The 17,711-nt window shown below is 70.4% G+C and carries 21 protein-coding genes and 1 pseudogene; 8 read left to right on the forward strand and 14 right to left on the reverse strand.

Annotated elements, in window-relative coordinates:
• Nucleotides 1-109: 109 nt before the first annotated feature.
• Nucleotides 110-325, reverse strand: coding sequence for a hypothetical protein (locus tag B9G38_RS08245; protein ID WP_086220067.1), 216 nt, complete (start codon nucleotides 323-325; stop codon nucleotides 110-112).
• Between the two features lie 130 nt (nucleotides 326-455).
• On the opposite strand from B9G38_RS08245, the gene B9G38_RS08250 reads away from it, so the two are divergent.
• On the forward strand, nucleotides 456-947 hold the full coding sequence (locus B9G38_RS08250) for a hypothetical protein (protein WP_086215413.1): 492 nt from the start codon (nucleotides 456-458) through the stop codon (nucleotides 945-947).
• A 17-nt stretch (nucleotides 948-964) separates the two neighbouring features.
• On the opposite strand, the gene B9G38_RS08255 is transcribed toward B9G38_RS08250, so the two are convergent.
• Nucleotides 965-1,558 (reverse strand): P-loop NTPase, encoded by a 594-nt coding sequence (locus B9G38_RS08255; RefSeq protein WP_394334915.1) that lies wholly within the window; start codon nucleotides 1,556-1,558, stop codon nucleotides 965-967.
• Here B9G38_RS08255 and B9G38_RS08260 point away from each other — a divergent pair.
• Nucleotides 1,487-1,678, forward strand: coding sequence for a helix-turn-helix domain-containing protein (locus B9G38_RS08260; protein ID WP_394334916.1), 192 nt, complete (start codon nucleotides 1,487-1,489; stop codon nucleotides 1,676-1,678). The two genes, B9G38_RS08255 and B9G38_RS08260, sit on opposite strands and share 72 nt — an antisense overlap.
• Before the next feature lie 96 nt (nucleotides 1,679-1,774).
• Here the strand turns inward: B9G38_RS08260 and endA are convergent, their stop codons facing one another.
• Together endA and B9G38_RS08270 are read right to left on the reverse strand one after the other, a co-directional pair.
• Entirely contained in the window at nucleotides 1,775-2,941 is a 1,167-nt protein-coding gene (gene endA / locus B9G38_RS08265) for a tRNA-intron lyase (protein ID WP_086220068.1), read from the reverse strand.
• 55 nt (nucleotides 2,942-2,996) lie between these two features.
• Nucleotides 2,997-4,664 carry an HTTM domain-containing protein gene (locus B9G38_RS08270; RefSeq protein ID WP_086220078.1) on the reverse strand — a complete coding sequence of 556 codons (1,668 nt, stop codon included), beginning with the start codon at nucleotides 4,662-4,664 and terminating at the stop codon, nucleotides 2,997-2,999.
• A 214-nt stretch (nucleotides 4,665-4,878) separates the two neighbouring features.
• On the opposite strand from B9G38_RS08270, the gene B9G38_RS08275 reads away from it, so the two are divergent.
• On the forward strand, nucleotides 4,879-5,295 hold the full coding sequence (locus tag B9G38_RS08275; RefSeq protein WP_086215411.1) for a thiol-disulfide oxidoreductase DCC family protein: 417 nt from the start codon (nucleotides 4,879-4,881) through the stop codon (nucleotides 5,293-5,295).
• 42 nt (nucleotides 5,296-5,337) lie between these two features.
• Here B9G38_RS08275 and B9G38_RS08280 read toward each other — a convergent pair whose 3' ends face one another.
• The 3 genes from B9G38_RS08280 to B9G38_RS08290 form a co-directional block, all read right to left on the reverse strand.
• Complete coding sequence (locus B9G38_RS08280; protein WP_086220069.1) at nucleotides 5,338-5,871, reverse strand: dihydrofolate reductase; 534 nt, start codon at nucleotides 5,869-5,871, stop codon at nucleotides 5,338-5,340.
• A complete protein-coding gene (thyA, locus tag B9G38_RS08285) occupies nucleotides 5,871-6,899 on the reverse strand; it encodes a thymidylate synthase (protein ID WP_049931586.1) in 1,029 nt (342 codons plus the stop codon). The genes B9G38_RS08280 and thyA overlap by 1 nt, the downstream gene beginning before the upstream one ends.
• A 97-nt stretch (nucleotides 6,900-6,996) precedes the next feature.
• The gene (locus B9G38_RS08290) at nucleotides 6,997-7,593 is read right to left on the reverse strand and encodes a metal-dependent hydrolase (protein WP_176450665.1); all 597 of its coding nucleotides are present in this window, start codon (nucleotides 7,591-7,593) and stop codon (nucleotides 6,997-6,999) included.
• A 145-nt stretch (nucleotides 7,594-7,738) separates the two neighbouring features.
• Between B9G38_RS08290 and B9G38_RS08295 the strand changes: the two genes are divergently transcribed.
• Together B9G38_RS08295 and B9G38_RS08300 are read left to right on the forward strand one after the other, a co-directional pair.
• Nucleotides 7,739-8,821: an alanine--glyoxylate aminotransferase family protein gene (locus B9G38_RS08295; protein ID WP_086220070.1), complete on the forward strand. Its 1,083-nt coding sequence runs from the start codon at nucleotides 7,739-7,741 to the stop codon at nucleotides 8,819-8,821.
• Nucleotides 8,822-8,887: 66 nt separating this feature from the next.
• A complete protein-coding gene (locus B9G38_RS08300; RefSeq protein ID WP_086220071.1) occupies nucleotides 8,888-9,310 on the forward strand; it encodes a hypothetical protein in 423 nt (140 codons plus the stop codon).
• Here the strand turns inward: B9G38_RS08300 and B9G38_RS08305 are convergent.
• Nucleotides 9,270-9,497, reverse strand: coding sequence for a hypothetical protein (locus B9G38_RS08305; protein WP_233127177.1), 228 nt, complete (start codon nucleotides 9,495-9,497; stop codon nucleotides 9,270-9,272). The two genes, B9G38_RS08300 and B9G38_RS08305, sit on opposite strands and share 41 nt — an antisense overlap.
• Nucleotides 9,498-9,588: 91 nt before the next feature.
• Between B9G38_RS08305 and B9G38_RS08310 the strand changes: the two genes are divergently transcribed.
• The 3 genes from B9G38_RS08310 (at nucleotide 9,589) to B9G38_RS08320 (ending at nucleotide 13,203) form a co-directional block, all read left to right on the forward strand.
• Nucleotides 9,589-10,575 carry an aldo/keto reductase gene (locus B9G38_RS08310; RefSeq protein ID WP_086220072.1) on the forward strand — a complete coding sequence of 329 codons (987 nt, stop codon included), beginning with the start codon at nucleotides 9,589-9,591 and terminating at the stop codon, nucleotides 10,573-10,575.
• 91 nt (nucleotides 10,576-10,666) lie between these two features.
• The gene (locus B9G38_RS08315) at nucleotides 10,667-12,238 is read left to right on the forward strand and encodes a lipopolysaccharide biosynthesis protein (RefSeq protein WP_086220073.1); all 1,572 of its coding nucleotides are present in this window, start codon (nucleotides 10,667-10,669) and stop codon (nucleotides 12,236-12,238) included.
• A gap of 56 nt (nucleotides 12,239-12,294) precedes the next feature.
• Entirely contained in the window at nucleotides 12,295-13,203 is a 909-nt protein-coding gene (locus B9G38_RS08320) for a succinylglutamate desuccinylase/aspartoacylase family protein (protein ID WP_049931580.1), read from the forward strand.
• A 29-nt stretch (nucleotides 13,204-13,232) separates the two neighbouring features.
• Here B9G38_RS08320 and B9G38_RS08325 read toward each other — a convergent pair whose 3' ends face one another.
• The 6 genes and pseudogenes from B9G38_RS08325 to B9G38_RS08350 form a co-directional block, all read right to left on the reverse strand.
• Nucleotides 13,233-13,610, reverse strand: coding sequence for a DUF5811 family protein (locus B9G38_RS08325; protein WP_006628157.1), 378 nt, complete (start codon nucleotides 13,608-13,610; stop codon nucleotides 13,233-13,235).
• Nucleotides 13,611-13,701: 91 nt separating this feature from the next.
• Nucleotides 13,702-14,247 carry a pyruvoyl-dependent arginine decarboxylase gene (locus B9G38_RS08330; RefSeq protein ID WP_086220074.1) on the reverse strand — a complete coding sequence of 182 codons (546 nt, stop codon included), beginning with the start codon at nucleotides 14,245-14,247 and terminating at the stop codon, nucleotides 13,702-13,704.
• Between the two features lie 811 nt (nucleotides 14,248-15,058).
• The gene (locus B9G38_RS08335; protein ID WP_086220075.1) at nucleotides 15,059-15,445 is read right to left on the reverse strand and encodes a co-chaperone YbbN; all 387 of its coding nucleotides are present in this window, start codon (nucleotides 15,443-15,445) and stop codon (nucleotides 15,059-15,061) included.
• Between the two features lie 97 nt (nucleotides 15,446-15,542).
• A complete protein-coding gene (locus tag B9G38_RS08340; protein WP_086220076.1) occupies nucleotides 15,543-15,758 on the reverse strand; it encodes a CbaC protein in 216 nt (71 codons plus the stop codon).
• Nucleotides 15,755-17,545, reverse strand: coding sequence for a b(o/a)3-type cytochrome-c oxidase subunit 1 (locus B9G38_RS08345; protein WP_086220077.1), 1,791 nt, complete (start codon nucleotides 17,543-17,545; stop codon nucleotides 15,755-15,757). Before B9G38_RS08345 ends, B9G38_RS08340 begins: the two co-directional genes overlap by 4 nt.
• Nucleotides 17,542-17,711 (reverse strand): annotated as a pseudogene (locus B9G38_RS08350) (cytochrome C oxidase subunit II); the annotation flags it as partial. The gene B9G38_RS08345 and the pseudogene B9G38_RS08350, both read right to left, overlap by 4 nt.

The following is a 17,711-nucleotide window of genomic DNA, read 5'->3' on the forward strand; positions in this document are numbered from 1 at the left end:
GGGATCGTCTCAATGAATGGTTCAAGCACCGCCTCATACCAGATCTTTCGACGCTGAAACGGCAGATTCAACGAGGACTGCCGACGATCACGGAACCGATCATCTGGAACTATCTCTGCCCTTGAGGACGGTAGAAATTAACGCACGACCGTATCAGCTTGAACATCTTCTGTTTCCCGCGCAGGACGACATCGCCGGCGCTGTCGGTGACGGCGTACTTGTTGCGGACCAGCGACTGCGTGACCTCGTATCGGTCGTCGCTGAGGTCCACCGTTGAGATGTCGTACGCGCTCGACTCGGCGGGGAACGTGGAGGGGTCGACCATGGGTGTCGACGCGCGTCACCGCCGGAAAAAGCTTCCTGCTCTCTCCGCGGCGCCCGCGGCCGGCCGGTAGCTCAAGCGATCGTCGTAGCCTCCGAGACCCCTTTTGAAACGGCGCACCGTCGTGACGGTAATGTCTCGACTCGCCCTCGTCGCGGTCGCGTGTCTCGTCGTCCTCGCCGGCTGCCTGTCGGGCGGCGCTCCGGGCTGCCCCGCGATAGGACCGGACGGCGAACGGGTCGACGATCCGGTGTGTCCCGACCAGCGGACGGGCGGGCTCTCGCTGTCCCTCGATCGGGACGGGGAGACCGTCCGCGTCGTCGCCACGAACGTGGGCGACGAGCCGGTCCCGATCAATCCGGACCGGTGGGTCGTCTTCCGGAACGCCGCCGACTCGGGGGCCCCCGAGTGGCGGGCGGCGGCGAACGCGCCGGCGGGAACGTACAACCTGACCGTGATCGAACTGGCCCCCGACGAGACGCGGACGTGGGCGCTCCGCTACGACCCGACCGCGTCGGACGCGTCCGACCGGCGCGACGCGGTGCTCGACCGGCCGGGCGAGTACGTCTTCTCGCTCGGGTCGAACAACAGGACCTACGTGATCCCCTTCGAGATCGAGGCGTGAACGGCGGCGCGCGCCGCTCAGACCGCCTCCTCGCTCTTCCGCTGTCGGTGGTGACGCCGGAGGACGCCGACCTTGTTCGCGACCGCGGCCGCCAGGTCCCGGAACGCCGCCGCGGCCTCACCGTCGCCGTCGGAGACGATCGGCTCACCGTCGTCGCCTCCCGCGCGGACGGCCGGGTCCAGCGGCAGCGATTTGAGGTACGGGACGTCGACCGACTCGGCGAGCGTCCGCCTCCCGTCCTCGCCGAATATCTCGTGTCTGTCCCCGCAGCTCGGGCAGACGAACCCGCTCATGTTCTCGACGACGCCCAACACGTTCGTCCGGTACTCCCCGAACATCTGAACGCCTCGACGGGTGTCGCCCACGGCGACGGACTGCGGCGTCGTGACGACGACTATCCCCGTCACGGGGAGGTTCTGAAGCACCGTCAACTGGACGTCGCCCGTCCCCGGCGGCAGGTCCACCACGAGGTAGTCGAGCTGCCCCCACGACACGTCCTCGAAGAGGTCGGTGAGCGTGTTCTGCGCGACCGGTCCGAGCTGACCGACCGGCAGCGCGAAACGGCGCGCACCGCGCACTTCGCCGGGTTCTTCGAGTGGCCCCGCGAGCACACTGGAGAGGAGGTGGCGTCGATGATGGATATCTCGCAGACGACGTTCACGCAGCACCTCCGCGCGGCCGAAAACAAGCTGTTCGCCGCGCTGTTCGACGACACTGTGACGGTGTCGTGAACGGCCCGCGGAGCGGTGACTGGTCGGCCACGGGGCGGTGATCGGTCGGCCGCGAGACGGTCGGCTGCGGTATCCCTCAACTCCGGTGCCGGTCGGCTACGGCGTCAGTCGGTCGACCGAGACCCACTCCACGTCGGCGGCGCGGACCCAGTCCGCCGCGCGCGCGCCGCGTCCGCCGCCGCCGACCGACGTCACCGCGAACACCATCTCCTTGCGGACGCCGCCGGCGAGCCGCACGTCGAGCGAGAGCTCGCGCGGTGAGAACCGGTGGTCGGCCTCGACGACGCGCACCAGGTGTTCGGAGTGGGGCAGGTCCTCGACCGTCTCCACGTCGAGGTACGTCCGGAAGTCGGCGCCGAACTTGAAGCCGGTCTTCGGCACCGCGTCGGCACCGCGGAGGCGCTCGTACACCGCGAGCCGGCGGTCGAAGCGGTCCCCCTCCACCTCGCGGCCGCGGGCAACGATCCGGGCGGCGTCGTCGCCGGCAACACCCCCCTCGTCTCCGACCGACGTGGACAGCGCCAGCCGGCCGTCCGCGACCAGCGACGCGGCCTCGACGAGGGAGAGCTGGAGCGCGCCCTCGACGTCTGCGGCCCGTCCGGTGAGCGGGCGGCCGTAGAAGCCGCGCTCGTACAACCCCTCGGGGGCGTCCCAGACGACGACGCGGTCGGCGAGGAGGACGCCGGTCAGGTCGGCCGGGGGCTCGTAGTCGGTCGATCCCTCGACCGCTCCGGACTCGGCCGCGAAGTAGGTGATGTCGGACTCCTCGTCGACGACCGCGAGGGTGCGGCCCGCGAGCCCCGCGGCCGCGACGGACTCCCGCTCGCCGACGACCCGAATGGGGTACTTCACGTTGCCCGTGTCGGGCGTCTCGCCGCGCTCGTAGGCGACGAAGTCGACCGCGTCTCCCGGCGCGTCGCTCCCCCCGGGCCACGGCTCGCGGGCGGGCGAGAGGTAGAAGCCGCGGTCGCGGAGGTCTGAGTAGACGAGGAACCGCACCGCGAAGCGGTCGGCGGCGGCCGCGCTCGCGACGAAGAAGCGCTCGAAGCCGACGGGGTCGCCGCCCGACACGCCCGCCGCGTCGCCCCCGAGTTCGATCCCGGAGAGGTCGCCGCGGAACAGGAGGTGGGCGGCCTCGACCCGCGAGAGCGCGATCTCGTTGCCGTCGAGCGGCCGCCCGTACCCCCGGGCGTCGTAGAAGCGCTGGCGGGCGTCCCCGCCCACGCGGACCGCGTCGCCCCGCAGGTGTCCCGTCGGTTGCATACCCGTCACGGCGGCCGGGCGAGGGAAGGGGGTTGCGGTCGGCGGTCGGGGCCGGTCACTCGTCTTGGATGAACTCGCCCGAGCAGTCGTACTCGATCAGCTCGAACCCGTTCGCGGCCACCACGCTCCCGTTGTAGGGGTCGGTCCGCTCGTACTGCTGGTGGATCGTGACGTTTTCCACGGCCGTCTCGCGGGTCCGGTTCCAGTCCTCACAGAGGTAGTTCGCGAGGTACGACCGGTGGTTCTCGTTGTCCGTCGACGCGACGTTGCCGAGGTACTTCCGCCAGCGCGCGCTCCGGTAGGTGGCCTCCGCGCGCGGCGGCCGGTCGAACTCCACGGGCGAGTCGCGCAACACGTCTCGCTCGGTCCCGTCGGCGAGGGTGCCGACCGTCACGAACCACCGAGTCGTGCGGGTGGGATCCGGTGCGAACATCCGCCAGTGTTGGTCCATCTCGACGGTTTCGAGGGCGTTTTCGGCCGGGTCTGGCGTCTCGGCGTAGCCGACTGCCTGGGCGCTCGAGAGGACGATCAGCACGAGGAAGACGTACGGCACGACCGTCGAGAGGAGCGGTCGTCCGCGTCCGACTCGCGCGCGGAGGCCGGCGACGGCGCCGCTCGGCGTCGGTCGGGGTATCGACGCGTCGAGCGAGGCGAGCGACTCTCCGACGGACTCGAGGCGCCCGCGCCACCGTTCGAGGGCCGCCGGCGGGCCGAACCGATCCACGGCGCGCTCCGCGGCGTCCCAGACCGGGGTCTGGAAGAACGGCACGAAGCCGACGACGACGACGATGGGGAAGAGGCCGATCGGCATCGTGACCGCCATGCCGAGGTGCATCCCGACGAACAGCGAGGCGATCGCGGCGCGCGGGATCCCCGTGAGCAGGATCAGCAGCGGGGAGGCGAACAGGAGCGCGATCCACAGGACCGTGAGACCGCGGAGCAGGCCGGTGAACTCGGCGAGGTGGTTCCCCAGCAGGTAGGTGAAGTGGTCCGCCTGCATGATGTACGCGACCGCCTCGCCGTCCATCCAGAGGTCGCTCCCGCGCTTGTGGATGCCGTTCGTCACGTACATCAACAGCACCTGTATCAGGACCGCCATCGTGGCGACGGTCGCCACGGCGGACCCGGACGGCCCGGCTGTCGCGGACTCATCGCCGTCGTCCGCCCCGGGATCTCTCTCGGAGCCGCCCGCGCCAGCGGCGGCGTCCGCGTCGGTCCCCGCGCCTGCCCGCCTGAGGGCGTCGACCGACCAGCGGGCGCCGAGCGGGAGGAAGACGCTCCAGAAGAGCAGCATGCGGAGCAGGCTGTCGCCCGAGTTCAACACCATCGGGTTCCGGGCGTGGAGCGAGAGCAGCAGCAGCCACGAGGCGAGCGCCGCGAGCCGCGTCCGATAGCCGGCGAGCAGCGCGAGGGCGAACGCGCCCGCGAGCGCGAACAGCAGGGCCACGGCCCACGGCTCACCGACGAGCGCGTGGACGGAGTACACCTCCCCGTAGTCGGCGAACAGCGCGCTCCGCGGGAGCACGCCGTCGTCCGTGTAGAAGGCGGACAGCGAGCGCGACCGCCGGATCAGGTCGGCGATCACCAGCGTACCGAGGCCGATCCGGAAGGCGGCGAGCGCGCGCAGGTCCACCGAACACCGCGCGGCGAGCGCCGCCGAAAGCCGTCGCACGACGGTCCGGAACCGCGATCGGGCGGTCGCGACGGAGGAACTTCGAGCCATGATGTCGGACTCCAACTTGTTGGAGAGGCCGAGGGACCTGTATAAGTTTTCCGTGCGCGGGACGGACCGCGTCCGCCTCGGCGCCCGCCGGGGTACCCGGCAACCGGTATCCCCCTTCTGCGCTCGCCGCAATCTTCCGCTCCGCCGCCACCGCAACCCCGGCTCCGGGTCCACCGCAATCCTGAACTGCGGCGGCGACGTAGGTTCGCGAGTGATGGACGGGGATATCCCCGACGATGAGGCCGTCATCCTCTTCGACGGCGTCTGTAACCTCTGTAGCGGGTTCGTACAGTTCGTCGTCCCCCGCGACGCGGAGGGGAAGTACCGCTTCGCCTCGCTCCAGTCCGACGTGGGACAGGCGCTGCTGGCCGAACACGACCTTGCGAGCGACGACCTCGACTCGGTCGTCCTGATCGAGGACGGCGAGAGCTACGTGAAGTCGTCGGCGATCATCGAGATCGCGTCGGGGCTCGGCGGCCGCTACCGGCTGCTCTCGCCGTTCCGCTACGTCCCGAAGTCGGTCCGCGACCGAGTCTACGACTTCGTCGCCGACAACCGATACCGGTGGTTCGGGAAGAAGGACCGGTGTATGATGCCCACCGGCGACGTGGAGTCGCGGTTCATCGAGTGAGCGAGGCGTTACCCCCGGCTCGCTCACTCCGCGTCGCGCCGATCACTCCGCGTCGCGCCGCTCGTAGGTGACGAACGCGAGGTCGTCGTCGGTCTCGCGGGCGCGCTCGACCCACGTCTCCCGGTCCCAGTCCGGAAACCGCGTGTCGCCGTCGGGGCGCTCGGGGATCTCGGTGATCTCCATCCGGTCGGCGCGGTCGAGGTACGCCTCGTACACCGTCGCGCCGCCGATGACGTACACGTCGTCGACGCCGCGGTCGGCGGCGTCCGCTCTCGCCCGCGCGAGCGCCGACTCGACGTCGTGCGCGACGACCGCGCCGTCGGGGAAGTCGCCGTCGTCGACGGGGCGGGTCGTCAACACGACGCTCGTCCGCTCGGGGAGCGGGCCGCCGACGCGCTCGGCGATGCGTTCGTACGTCTTCCGACCGACGATCACCGGGTGGCCGGTCGTGAGGCGCTTGAACCGTGCCAGGTCTGATGGGTAGTGCCACGGCATCGCGTCGCCGTCGCCGATCACGCGGTTCTCGGCGACGGCGGCGACGAGGACGAGGTCCGGGTTCGAATCCATGCCCGCCATCACTCCGCGACCGCGAACGAGATACCGTCCGCGGAGTCGTAGTCGACGACCTCGACGTCCTCGTAGGTCAGCTCGTCCAGCGGCTTGTCCGCGATCTCGATCCGCGGGCGGTCGCGGGGCGTCCGCGACAGCTGTTCGAGCAGGCCGGGCACGTGGTCGTACCCCTCCTGCCCGTTCGGCTCGTCGGGGGCGGTGCGCTCGACCCAGCTTTTCACGTCGAGGTAGTCCTCCTTGCTCTCGACGTTCGCGAGCCGCTCCTGGACGTAGCGGAGATTGTTCGCGTACCACTTCCCGCGCTCGCCGCGGCCGCAGTAGACGTGCGCGTCGACGACCGTGTGGCCGAACTCCCCGACCTCGAAGCCGGTCCGCTGCGCGAGCGCGTTCGCAAGCAGCGCGTACGCCGCGATGTTGAACGGGACGCCGAGCGCGATGTCGCCCGACCGCTGCGTCAGGTGGAGGTTGAGCCGGCCGTCTTGGACGTTCACCACGAAGGTGTAGTGGCAGGGCGGTAGCGTCGAGACGGCGGCGTTCGCCGGGTGCCACGCGTTCACGACCATCCGGCGGGAGTGGGGGTTCTCTTCGAGCGTGTCGAGGACGTACTGAATCTGGTCGAACGTGCGCCGCCGCGTCCCGTCGTCGTCCTCCTCCACGGTGACCCAGCGGTCCGCGTCGTCGGGCCACGTCTCGCCGGGGAGTTCGGCCGCCGCCTCCGGGACGGGGTACCGCCGCCAGAACCGACCGTACGCGGTGTCGAGCTTCCCCTCCTCGTCGGCCCACGCGTCCCAGATCTTCGTCTCCTCGCGGAGGTTCCGGATGTGCTCCTCGCCGGAGAGGTACCACAGCACCTCGTGGATGAGCGAGTTCCACCGGTAGCCGTCCATCTTCTTCGTCGTCAGGAGGGGGAACCCCTCTGCGAGGTCGACGGTGTACTGCCCGCTGAACGTCGCGATGGTGTCGACGCCGGTCCGGTTCGGCTTGTACGTGCCCGTCGAGAGCGCGTCGTCGACGAGATCGAGGTACTGTTGCATGGTGGGGTGGACGCGCCGGGACGGCCGTCGCCGGCGCGGGCTGATATCGGATGAAACGGGGCGGGGAACCTAATAACGTTGATCGAACCCGCCGCAGTCACCGGTACCGCTCGGGGACGTACGGGTCCAACACCGCCGGCAGCAGCGGGAAGAACACTGCGGCGGCGTCCGCGAGACGCCGGCGAAGGACCGCGTACACGGCGGCGACGATCACCGTGGCGACGACGAGCCGTCGGAGCGGCCCGTCGAGCAGGAGGTACAGCGGCACCGACATCGCGACGGAGAGCGCGAGGTCCTCCACCGCGCCGTCGTAGCGGACGCCGCGGCGCGGCGGGATCCACCGATCCCGGTGGTGGTCGTACACCGCCTTGTCGGAGTTCCCCTCCCACGGGCGGAGCTCCAGCCCGCCGCCGTACATGTCGGTGACGCTGTGGAACGCCGCCCCGAGGAGGAAGAACGCGGCGCCGACGGTGACGGGTGACGGCGCCAGCGCCGCCGCGAGCAGCGCCGGCACCGCGATCACCGGGTAGTACACCGGGTAGTGGAGCGTCCGCCGGTGACCGACGTACATGTCCAGATCCGGCGTGAGGCCGCCGAGAAAGCCGGCGACGAACCCGATCGGCGCCAGCTCCGGCGCCACGAGCGCCAGCGGGGTCGCGAGCAGCATCCCCGCCAGCACGTGGGTCGGGAGCATCATTGTGATCGTACTCAGGCGACAGAAATATATGAGTATGTCGCCCGGCCGTTTCCGTCGCCCGACCGTCTCGATCGCTCGACCGCGGCGCCGACCGTCGCGCTTCGCGCGGACGGTTTATATACGGGCGGTCAAACCGGGACGTATGCTCATGACGCCGGGGCCGACCGCGGTCCCAGAGCCCGTGCGCGACGCGATGTCCCGCGAGCTGATACACCCCGACGTAGACCCGCGGTTCCGGGAGATATACGACCGGCTCACCGACCGGCTCGCGACGGTCTACGGCGTCGACACCGACGCATCCGGAGGGGACGCCCGCGATGTCGTCGCCCTCGGCGGCGAGGGGATCCTCGGGCTGGAGGCGGCGGTCGCGTCGCTCGTCGAGCCCGGCACAGAGGTGCTGTGTCTGTCGAACGGGCTCTACGGCGAGGGGTTCGCCGACTTCGTGGAGTCGTACGGGGGGACCCCGACCCTGGTCGCCGCCGACCACGACGAGCCGCTCCCGGTCGACGCGCTCGACGAGGCGCTGGCGGGGGACGAGGCCGACTTCGACATCGCGACGATGGTCCACTGCGAGACGCCGACCGGCGCGCTCAACGACGTTACGGCGGCGCTCGACCGGATCGAGGCCGCAGACGCGGAGGTCCTCACGGTCGTCGACGCCGTCTCGTCGCTCGGCGGCGTCTCGGTCCCGACGGACCGGATCGACGTGTGCCTCGGGGCCTCACAGAAGTGCTTCAGCGCGCCGCCCGGGCTCGCGACCGCCGCGGTGAGCGAGCGCGCGTGGGCCGCGATGGAGGAGCGGGACCCGCACTCGCTGTACGCGAACTTCCTCCCGTTCCGCGACGTGAGCGACGGGTTCCCGTACACGCACCTGACGACCGAGGTCGTCGCGCTCGACGCGGCGCTCGGGCTGCTGCTGGACGAGGGCCTCGACGCGGTCCGAGAGCGACACGAGGCGGCCGCGGCCCGGTGCCGCGAGCGCGGTGCGGAGCTGGGACTGGAGCCGGTTCCCGACCCGGAGCGCAGTTCGCCGACGGTGACCGCCTTCGAGGTCCCCGGTCGGGCCGAGGCGCTTCAGGAGCGGCTGCGCGAGGAGCACGACGTGATTCTCGCGACCGGACTGGGCGAAGACGCCGGAGACGTACTCCGCGTCGGCCACATGGGTCACAACGCGCGAGTCGAGCGCGTCGACGAGACGATGGACGCGCTGGCGGCGGTGTTATGAACGGGGGGTGAGACGGGCTCGCAAACCGCCGATATCTTCATTTCAGACGCGGCGGGCGATCCGGTTATGCCGTCGCCACGCGAGGCGATCCGGGAGCACGGCTGGACGGTCGAACACGTCCCCCACGAGAGGATCGCGAAGTACAACGCCTGTTACCGCGTCGAACTCGACGGGGAGCTGATCCACCCGCCAGCGGCCGACGACCTAGGCATCCCGAGGAACGAGGTCTGGATCTCCGAGAAGTGGTCGAGGTACGACCGGTTCATCCTGTATCATGAGCTCAGAGAGATCCTCTACCGGGCGAACGGCCACGACAAGTCCACGGCGCATCGGCTCGCCGAACGCGACGAACTGTCGCTGTGGCGGGACAACCCCCGCTGGCGGGTGATGAACGCCGAGTGGGACCAGGGACGGGCGCACCTCCCGTTCCCGCACGAGGGAGGCGGCCTCAGTCGGCGGACCGCCGCAGCAACAGCGCGATCCCGGTGAGCGACACCGACATCCCGAACAGGATCACGCCGAGGTAGCCGACCGCGATCGACCCGATGTCCTGAATGTGCGAGTGGTACTCGTCGGTCACGTGCGCGTACAGCAGGAGGGTGCCGACCGCGCTGAGCAGGAGACCGACCGCGTTCACTACCAGCCCGAGCTTCGCCATGTCTCTCGTGTCGTCCACGCTCCAGGTAAAAGTGAGCGGTGGAATGGAACGTCGCGGCCTCGCCGCCTCCGGAACGCCCTTGCCCCCGCCGCGATCAGTAGCGGACAGTATGAACCACCGCGAACTCGGCGATGTCGGCGAGGTCAGCGAGGTCGGCTACGGCGCGTGGGAGATCGGGAGCGACTGGGGCGAGGTCACGGAGGACGAGGCGGTCGCGGCGGTCGAGACTGCGCGCGACGCCGGGATCGACTTCTTCGACACCGCCGACGTGTACGGCGACGGTCGCTCTGAGCGGATCCTCGGCGAGACGCTCGCCGACGAGATCGCGGCCGGCGACGTGACCGTCGCGACCAAGGCCGGTCGCCGACTCGACCCCCACGAGCCCGACGGGTACACGGAGGCGAACCTCCGCCGGTTCGTCGACCGCTCGCGGGAGAACCTCGGCGTCGAGACGCTTGACTTGGTCCAACTCCACTGCCCGCCGACGGACGTGTACTACCGGCCGGAGACGTTCGACGCGCTCGCGACGCTCGAATCCGAAGGTCGGATCGACGCCTACGGCGTCAGCGTCGAGCGCGTCGAGGAGGGGCTGAAGGCGATCGAGTATCCCGGCGTCGAGAGCGTCCAGATCGTCTTCAACCCGTTCCGGCAGCGGCCCGCGGAGCTGTTCCTCGACGAGGCCGCCGCGCGCGACGTGGGCGTGATCTGCCGGGTGCCCCTCGCCTCGGGGCTGCTGACGGGCGCGCTCTCCCGCGACGACGAGTTCCCCGAGGACGACCACCGGAACTACAACCGCGACGGCGACGCCTTCGACGTGGGCGAGACGTTCGCCGGCGTCCCCTTCGAGGCGGGCCTCGACGCGGCCGACGCGCTCGACGAGCGCCTGCCGGACGACCGGCCGCTCTCGGAGTTCGCGCTGCGCTGGATCCTCGACCACGACGCCGTCTCGACCGCGATCCCGGGCTCGACGACCCCAGACCACATCCGGGCGAACGCGGCCGCGAGCGTGGCCGCCGCGCTCTCCGACGCCGAGCGCGAGGCCGCGGCGGCGGTGTACGACGAACACGTGCGCGAACACGTCCACCAGCGCTGGTAGGTCGCGGCCGCGGGACCGCGAGTCCGGTCGGGCCGGCTGCGAAACGCGTTCCTTTTTTTGCGCGACCGCCACCGGATCGGCAGAGACGACCGTGGAGAGCGAACGCGAGGCGGCGGCGACCGAGCCCGACGACGAGCGCGAGCGCGGCGAGATCCCCGACGACGAGCGCGAGGCGTTAGAGACGATCGCGCACGGCGCCGTGCTCACCTCCGGCGGGGTCGCCGGCCAGCGCGCGCTGATCGCGGCGGCCGAGTTCGCGCTGACCCGCGGGCTCGGCCCGACCGCCTACGGCGTGTACGCGCTGGCGTGGCGGATCGCTCAGCTCTGCTCCCGGCTCGTGACGTTCGGCAGCGTCCCCGCGATCCAGCGGTACCTCCCGGAGTACGCGGATGACGCGGGCCGGCAGGGCGCCGTCGCCGGTCTCGCGTACGGGACGACGATCGGGTTCGGGGTCGCGATCGCGGTCGGCGTCTGGCTCGCGGCGCCGGAGATAAACGCCGGCACCGTCACCGAGCCGGCGTTCACGGGAACGATGCGCGCGTTCGGCGGCCTCGTCGGGCTGCTCGGGGTCGTGATGGTCGCGTCCGCGCTCTTCCGCGCGGTGGGGTCCGCCCGCGGCGAGGTCCTGTTCAACAAGCTGTTGCGCCCGGGCGTCCGGCTGGTCGGCGCCGTCGGCGCGCTCGCGCTCGGCTACTCGGTCGTCGGCGTCGCCGGCGCCATCGTCGCCGCGACGGGACTGCTCGCCGCGGCCGCCGTCCCCCTCTCGGCGTCCGTCACCGGTGTTCGCCCGACGCTCCGCGGTGCTCGCGCGGAGGCGCGCCGCTTCTACGACCACGCCGCGCCCGTCGCGATGAGCAGCCTCGGGAAGGTGTTCCAGAACCGCGTCGACGTGCTGCTCGTCGGCGCGCTGCTGACGGCGACCGCGGCGGGCGTGTACAACGTCGTCCTCGTGGTGATCGCGGTCGCGTGGATCCCGCTCTTATCTTTCAACCAACTGCTCCCGCCGGTCGCCTCGGAGCTGTACGCGGACGACCGGACGGCGACGCTCAACGAGGTGTACGGCTCCGTCACGCGCCAGATCGTCACGGCCGTCGTCCCGATACTCGCCGCGCTCGTGGTGTACGGCCGGGAGATACTCGGCCTGTTCGGCGAGGCGTACGTCGCCGGGTACCTCCCGCTCGTCGTCTACCTCGGCGGCGTCTTCGTCGGGAGCGCGGTCGGCGCGACCGGTTGGCTGCTGATGATGACGGACCACCAGTACGCGCGGATGGCGCTCGACTGGCTGCTCGCGGTCCTCAACGTCGGCCTGACGTACGCGTTCGTCGTCCGCTACGGGCTCGTCGGCGCCGCGCTCGGCACGTCGCTCGCCATCGCGGTCCAGAACGGGATCCAGGTCGTCCTCCTCCGCCGCTTCGAGGGGCTGTGGCCGTTCGACCGGACGTTCCTCACCCCGCTCGCGGCCGGCGGCGTCGCGGCCGCCGCGATGTTCGCGGTCCGGGCGCTGCTGACCGGTCTCCCGGCGGTCCTCGCGGGGAGCGTGATCGGGCTCGCGGCGTACGCGGCCGCGTTCCGACTCCTCGGCGTGGACCCCCGCGACCGGTTCGTCGCGCGGCGGCTGGCGCGCCGGTACCGCGCCGCGATCGCGGAGCGGTTCGACCGCTGAGGATCCCCGCGCGCGGATCGCGACGATTTATTGGCCGACCGCGTCGTACCCACGGTATGCAAACGATCGACCGCGGGTCGGCGGGGTCGGCCCGCGTCGCGATCGTCGGCGGGATCCACGGCGACGAGCCCGCCGGCGTCCGGATAGTGGAGCGGCTCGCCGAGGAACTCCCACCCCTCGACCCGAACGACGACCGCGTGGAGTCCGACGGACTCGTCCGGCTGATACTCGCCAACGAACCGGCGATCGCGGCCGAGACGCGCTACACGGACGCGGACCTGAACCGGGCCTTCCCGGGCGACGCCGACAGCGACGAGTACGAGCGGGCGCTGGCGCCGCGGCTCGCCGCCGAGTTGGAGGAGTTCGACGCCGTGCTCGCGCTCCACACCTCCCACAGCGCCCCGCCGCCGTTCGCCATCTTCAGCGACCTCACGGAGTCCGTCCGGCGCACCGTCACCGGGCTCCCGGTCGACCACGTCGTCGACGCGAGCGGCCTGCGGTCGACGACGCTCGACTCCACGATCCCGCACACCGTCTCGATCGAGGTGGGCCGACAGGGGAGCGAGGCGGCCGTCGAGTTCGGCCACGAGGCGTGTCGAGCGTTCCTCCGCGTTCACGGCGCGATCGCGGACGAGCCGCCGACGTTCTCGGAGACGGTCGTGGTGAAAGGCGACGAGGAGGTGCCGAAGGGCGGCGGCGAGCCGCGCGTCCACTTCGCGAACTTCGAGGCGATCCCGGAGGGCGCCGTGTTCGCGGAGGACGACGTGTACACCCACCGCGTCGAGGAGCCGGGGCTGGTCCCGATCCTCGCGAGCGAGGAGGGGTACGACGACATCTTCGGCATGTACGGCCGCGTCACGGGCGCGTTGAGGCCGCCGGGCGAGGGCGACCTGCGGGTGTACCCGCGCGACGACTCGGAGGGCACGGGAGAAAGCGACGGAGCGCGGAACGGCGCGGACCGGTAAGAACGGTCGGACTGCGTGTTAGCCGGAGCTCACTTCGCGGTCGGCGTGATGTCGCCGACCGCGTCCATCACCTGAACCGCCGCGCTGGCGGCGAGGCCGCGGGCGACCTCGTCGGTGTCGGACTCGGCGATGCCGGCGTCCAAGTCCTCCGGGTCGGGGGTGAAGCCGGCCGAGACGGGGTGGCCGGCCGGGGGGTTGACGGCGACCGTCGCCTGCGGACCGTTCGCGCCGACGGACAGCTCGGAGCCGACGGCGTAGCTGTCGGGCAGATACGATTCCGTGCGCGATACGATTCCGGCGACCGCGCGCCGGAGCTGCCGTTCCTGGTCCGGAGAGAGGTCGACGGCCGCGGGCGAGCCCGCGTCCGTCACACCCGGTGCCCCGGCGTACGGGTTGTTGCCGTTCATTCGAAGACACGACAAGTACGCGGAGCCGAGTCAAAAAGGCGTCGGCGGCGGCGACCGCGGTTTCGACCCGACGCCGGACCGCTCGCGCCGGCTACAGGATGGGCTCGGACTCGCCGTACGCCGCGACCACGACCGCGGTCGCGTACCGGTCCGGCTCGGCGGCGACCGTCTCGACGCGCGTCTCGCGGTCCGAGAGCTCCCAGTCGCGGAGCCCGGCGCCGCTGTCGAGCCCCGCGCGGATCCGGTCGCGCACGTCGTCGGGGTCCTCGCCGGTCACCTCGTAGAAGAGCCCGGGGCCGGGGCCGGTCGCCCAGCCCAGCCCCGCGACCGCGTCGGGGCGTCGGCGGGGCGCGCGCTTCGACTCGGCGCCCTCGGCGCCCGAGCGCCCGCCCTCGCGGAAGTCGACCGCGTCGCCGGGGCCGACCGTCCGGCGCGCCTCGACGACGGTGAGTCGGTTCCCGGCGGGACCCAGATCCGGCGCCTCGGCGACCGCCTCGACGGTCGCCTCGGCGGGGACGACCGAGGAGACCGCCACGAGGTTGTAGTTGTGGAGGTTCGCGTCCGCGAGCGCGGCGTCGTAGGAGGCCATCGCCGTGTCGGCGACCCCGACGCCCCCGGCGACGTGGATGGTGTTCATTGACGGCGAATCGGCGACGGGAGCGGTAAGGGGTTACGAACCCGAGCGCCGAGGCGGATACTACAAACCGTATTTAAAAATGCGGTGGCGCGTGCCTGCGAGCGGCCGCCATCGGCGGCCGCGAGACAGCACCGAGCGAGGTCGCCGGCGCGTAGCGCCGGCTGTCACCGGACTACGTCCGGTTTCAAGCGAGAGCTTCGCTCTCGCCCTGTCACCGGGCGAAGCCCGGTTGCCCGAGGGACCGTGTCCCTCGCTGCCAGAGAATCTTCGATTCTCGCTGGACGCGGTGAGCGCTCGAAGAGCGCGAACCGCGAGGCTGGGGAGGCGTGAGGTGCCGTGCGGTGCGGGGCGGGACGCAAAGGGGCAGCCGCGAGGCGGACGCAGGCGTTCACGAGAGCTTCGCTCTCGTGAGCCAATCAGAACGCGGAGCGTTCTGATGACGACGCAAGGAGCGTGGCGCCACGCGCCACGGACAGCCGGCGGCGAAGCCGCCGGCGACACCGCAACGAGGGAGCGCTAGCGACTGACTGAGGACCGTGGTTCGAGAGAGCGAAGCTCTCTCGTCATCGCCGGAAATCGGAGATTTCTGGCTAGCGGCCAGACTCCTCCGGAGTCTGGCAACATCACGAGACGCCGGAGGCGTCTCGAACGACAGCGAGCGTACTGCGGCCTCGCGGCTGGGGCTTCGGTGGTGGTCGTGCCGATCGACGATTTATAAACAGATGCGTACCGCCGAGCGGTCGGGGCTTCGGTGGTCGTCGTCGCCATATCGGACTCCCGGGACGAGTTCAGACCGACGTATCGCTCTCGCTCAGGCCGCGTGTTCGTCGACCCACGCCGTCAGGTCCTCGCCCGGAATGAACCCCTCGGCGCGTCGCGCGACCGGCTCGCCGTCGACGAAGAGGACGAACAGGGGAACGCTCCGCACGTCGAACCGCTCGACCAGCGGCGGGTCGTCGCGGGGGTTCACCAGCCCGACCGCGAGGTCCGTCTCGACGCCGCGGGCCACGTTGCCGATCACCGGTTCCATGCTCGCGCAGATACCGCAGCCGTCGGTGTAGAACTCGACGAGCGCGGCGTCGGCGTCCGCGACGAAGGCGTCGAGGTCGTCCTCGTCCGACAGCGGGACCGGGCGGTTCCCGCCGGACGATTCGCCGTCGGTCGTCTCGGCCTCGTTCGATACAGTATTGGATTCCATACGCATTATTGCGGCCGAGGGGTGATAACTGCTTCTGTCGCCGAATCGACGCCGAAGGAAAGCGATCGAAACGTCCGTAAAACCGCGGCGCGGGCCGCTACGCCGGCTCGTCGCCCTCTGGCTCGGTCCGCCACCCGCCCTTCAGCGTGACGAACCAGATAGAGAGGCCGGCGAGGACGAAGACGGCCGCCATGTACGGGATGATCGGCAGTTCGACCCCGACGAAGTCGAGCACGGTCCGGAGCTCGTAGACGATCACGCCGAAGATGGCGAGCGTCACGAGCAGGCCGCCGCGGCTCACGTCGACGGTCATCGGACCACCTCGGCGAGCGAGGCCGACGCGTCGGTGACCGCGCCGACGAGCGGCGCGGCGGCGTCGGCCAGCGCGTCGAGCAGCGGCGCGAGCCACACCGGATAGGTGCCGACGCCCGGTCCGAGGAGCCCGCCGCGGCTGATGATCGCCGCGATCGGCAGCGCGTACGCGAGGACGACGAGAACGAGCGCGATGCTCACCCACAGGCGGAGGTTATCGAGCACCTTCGGGGCGTCCTCCGCGCCGGAGACCGGGCTCGGAAGCGGCTCCGCGAGCCCGGCGACCTTCGGGTTCCCCATCGTCAGCGCGAGGTTCCCGAGGAACAGGATCGTCGAGACGAAAAGCAGCGTCCCGCCGATCGCGATCTGGATGTTCAGCTCCTCGAAGCCGCCGAACATCGTCGGGTAGTCGAAGCCGGAGTACTCCGGTTCGGCGGTCCGCCGCGGCACGCCGAGCAGGCCCTGCGCGTGCATCGCGTTCGACATCAGCGCCATGCCGATGAACCAGAGCACGACCTGGAACAGCCCGATCTGACTGCTGTAGATCGGCTTGTTGCTGATCTGCGGCCAGAGCCAGTAGACTCCGGCCATCATCGTCAGCGCCACCGCGGTCCCGACGGTGAGGTGGAAGTGCCCGGGTACCCACAGCGTGTTGTGGATGAGGTAGTTGATGTTCATCCCCGCGTTGACCATCCCGGAGAAGCCGCCGGCCGCGAACATCAGCCCGGCGAGCATCATGCCGGTGAACTCCGGCTTCCGCCACGGGAGGTTCGTGAGCCAGCCGAGCAGTCCGCTGCCGCCGTTCTTCCGAGCGCCGTACTCGACGCTCGCGACGACGGTGAACGCGGTGAGCAGGCTGGGCAACAGCAGGAACATCGTGTTCGTCATGGAGATGAACTTGAACCCCTCCGCGATGCCGGGGTCGAGGTACTGGTGGTGGATCCCGACCGGCGTCGAGAGGAGGACGAACAGCACGAACACGACCCGGGCCAAGGGGTCGCTGAACAGCCGTCCGCCGGCGATCTTCGGGAGGACGGTGTACCAGAGCATGTACGCCGGCATCAGCCAGAAGTAGACGACCGGGTGGCCGAAGAACCAGAACAGCGTCCGGGTGAGCGTCGGGTTCACCTGCTCGATGAAGCCGAGCGACCACGGCAGGAGGAACAGCAGCACGGAGGCCGCGACGGCGGACGAGGCGATGTACCACATCGTCATCGTCGTCAACACCATGAACGTCTGGAGCGGGATCCGCTCGTCGGGGTGGTCGCGCCGCCACGCGAGGAACGTCCGGAACCAGTCCGCGCCCGCGATCCACGTGCCGACGATGAACACCGCGAGTCCGGCGTAGAACAGCGGGTGGGCCTGAAGCGGCGCGTAGAAGGTGTACAGCACGTCCGCGCTCATGTCGATGGAGTCGACGAACCCGGCGAGAATCGAGATGCCGGTGAGCGTCATGCCGGTCGCCATCAGTCCGTACCACGTCCACGTGATCTTGATGTTCAACAGCGGCCGGTCGAGGCTCCGCGTCACCGCCCAGGTGAACAGCCCGACGAGGAAGAAGATCGTGAAGCTGATCACCATGAAGACGCCGTGAGCCGTGAGGACGGTGTAGTAGTCCGTCGAAGGGATGATCCGCGCGACGTCGGTCCGGTGGAGCGTCTGGATGATCCCGAACACCGCGCCGAGGAACAGCGCGAAGAAGGAGCTCAGGAAGGCCGCGCGGACGACGCGCGCCTCGTCCGGGAACTTGTCGACGAACGTCCGCTCGGACTCGAGGGCAGTGCTCACTCCGAGTCACCTCCTCGGTTCTCGAACTCCGACTGGCTGACGACGTGGAGCTTCCCCTCCATGACGTGGTGACCCGCGCCGCAGTACTCGTTACAGACGATCCCGTACTCCGTGGGCTCGTCGGTCTCGACCGTGATCTCCGAGACCTCGCCGGGAACGACCATCG

It is taken from the genome of Halorubrum sp. SD612 (genome assembly GCF_002135005.1).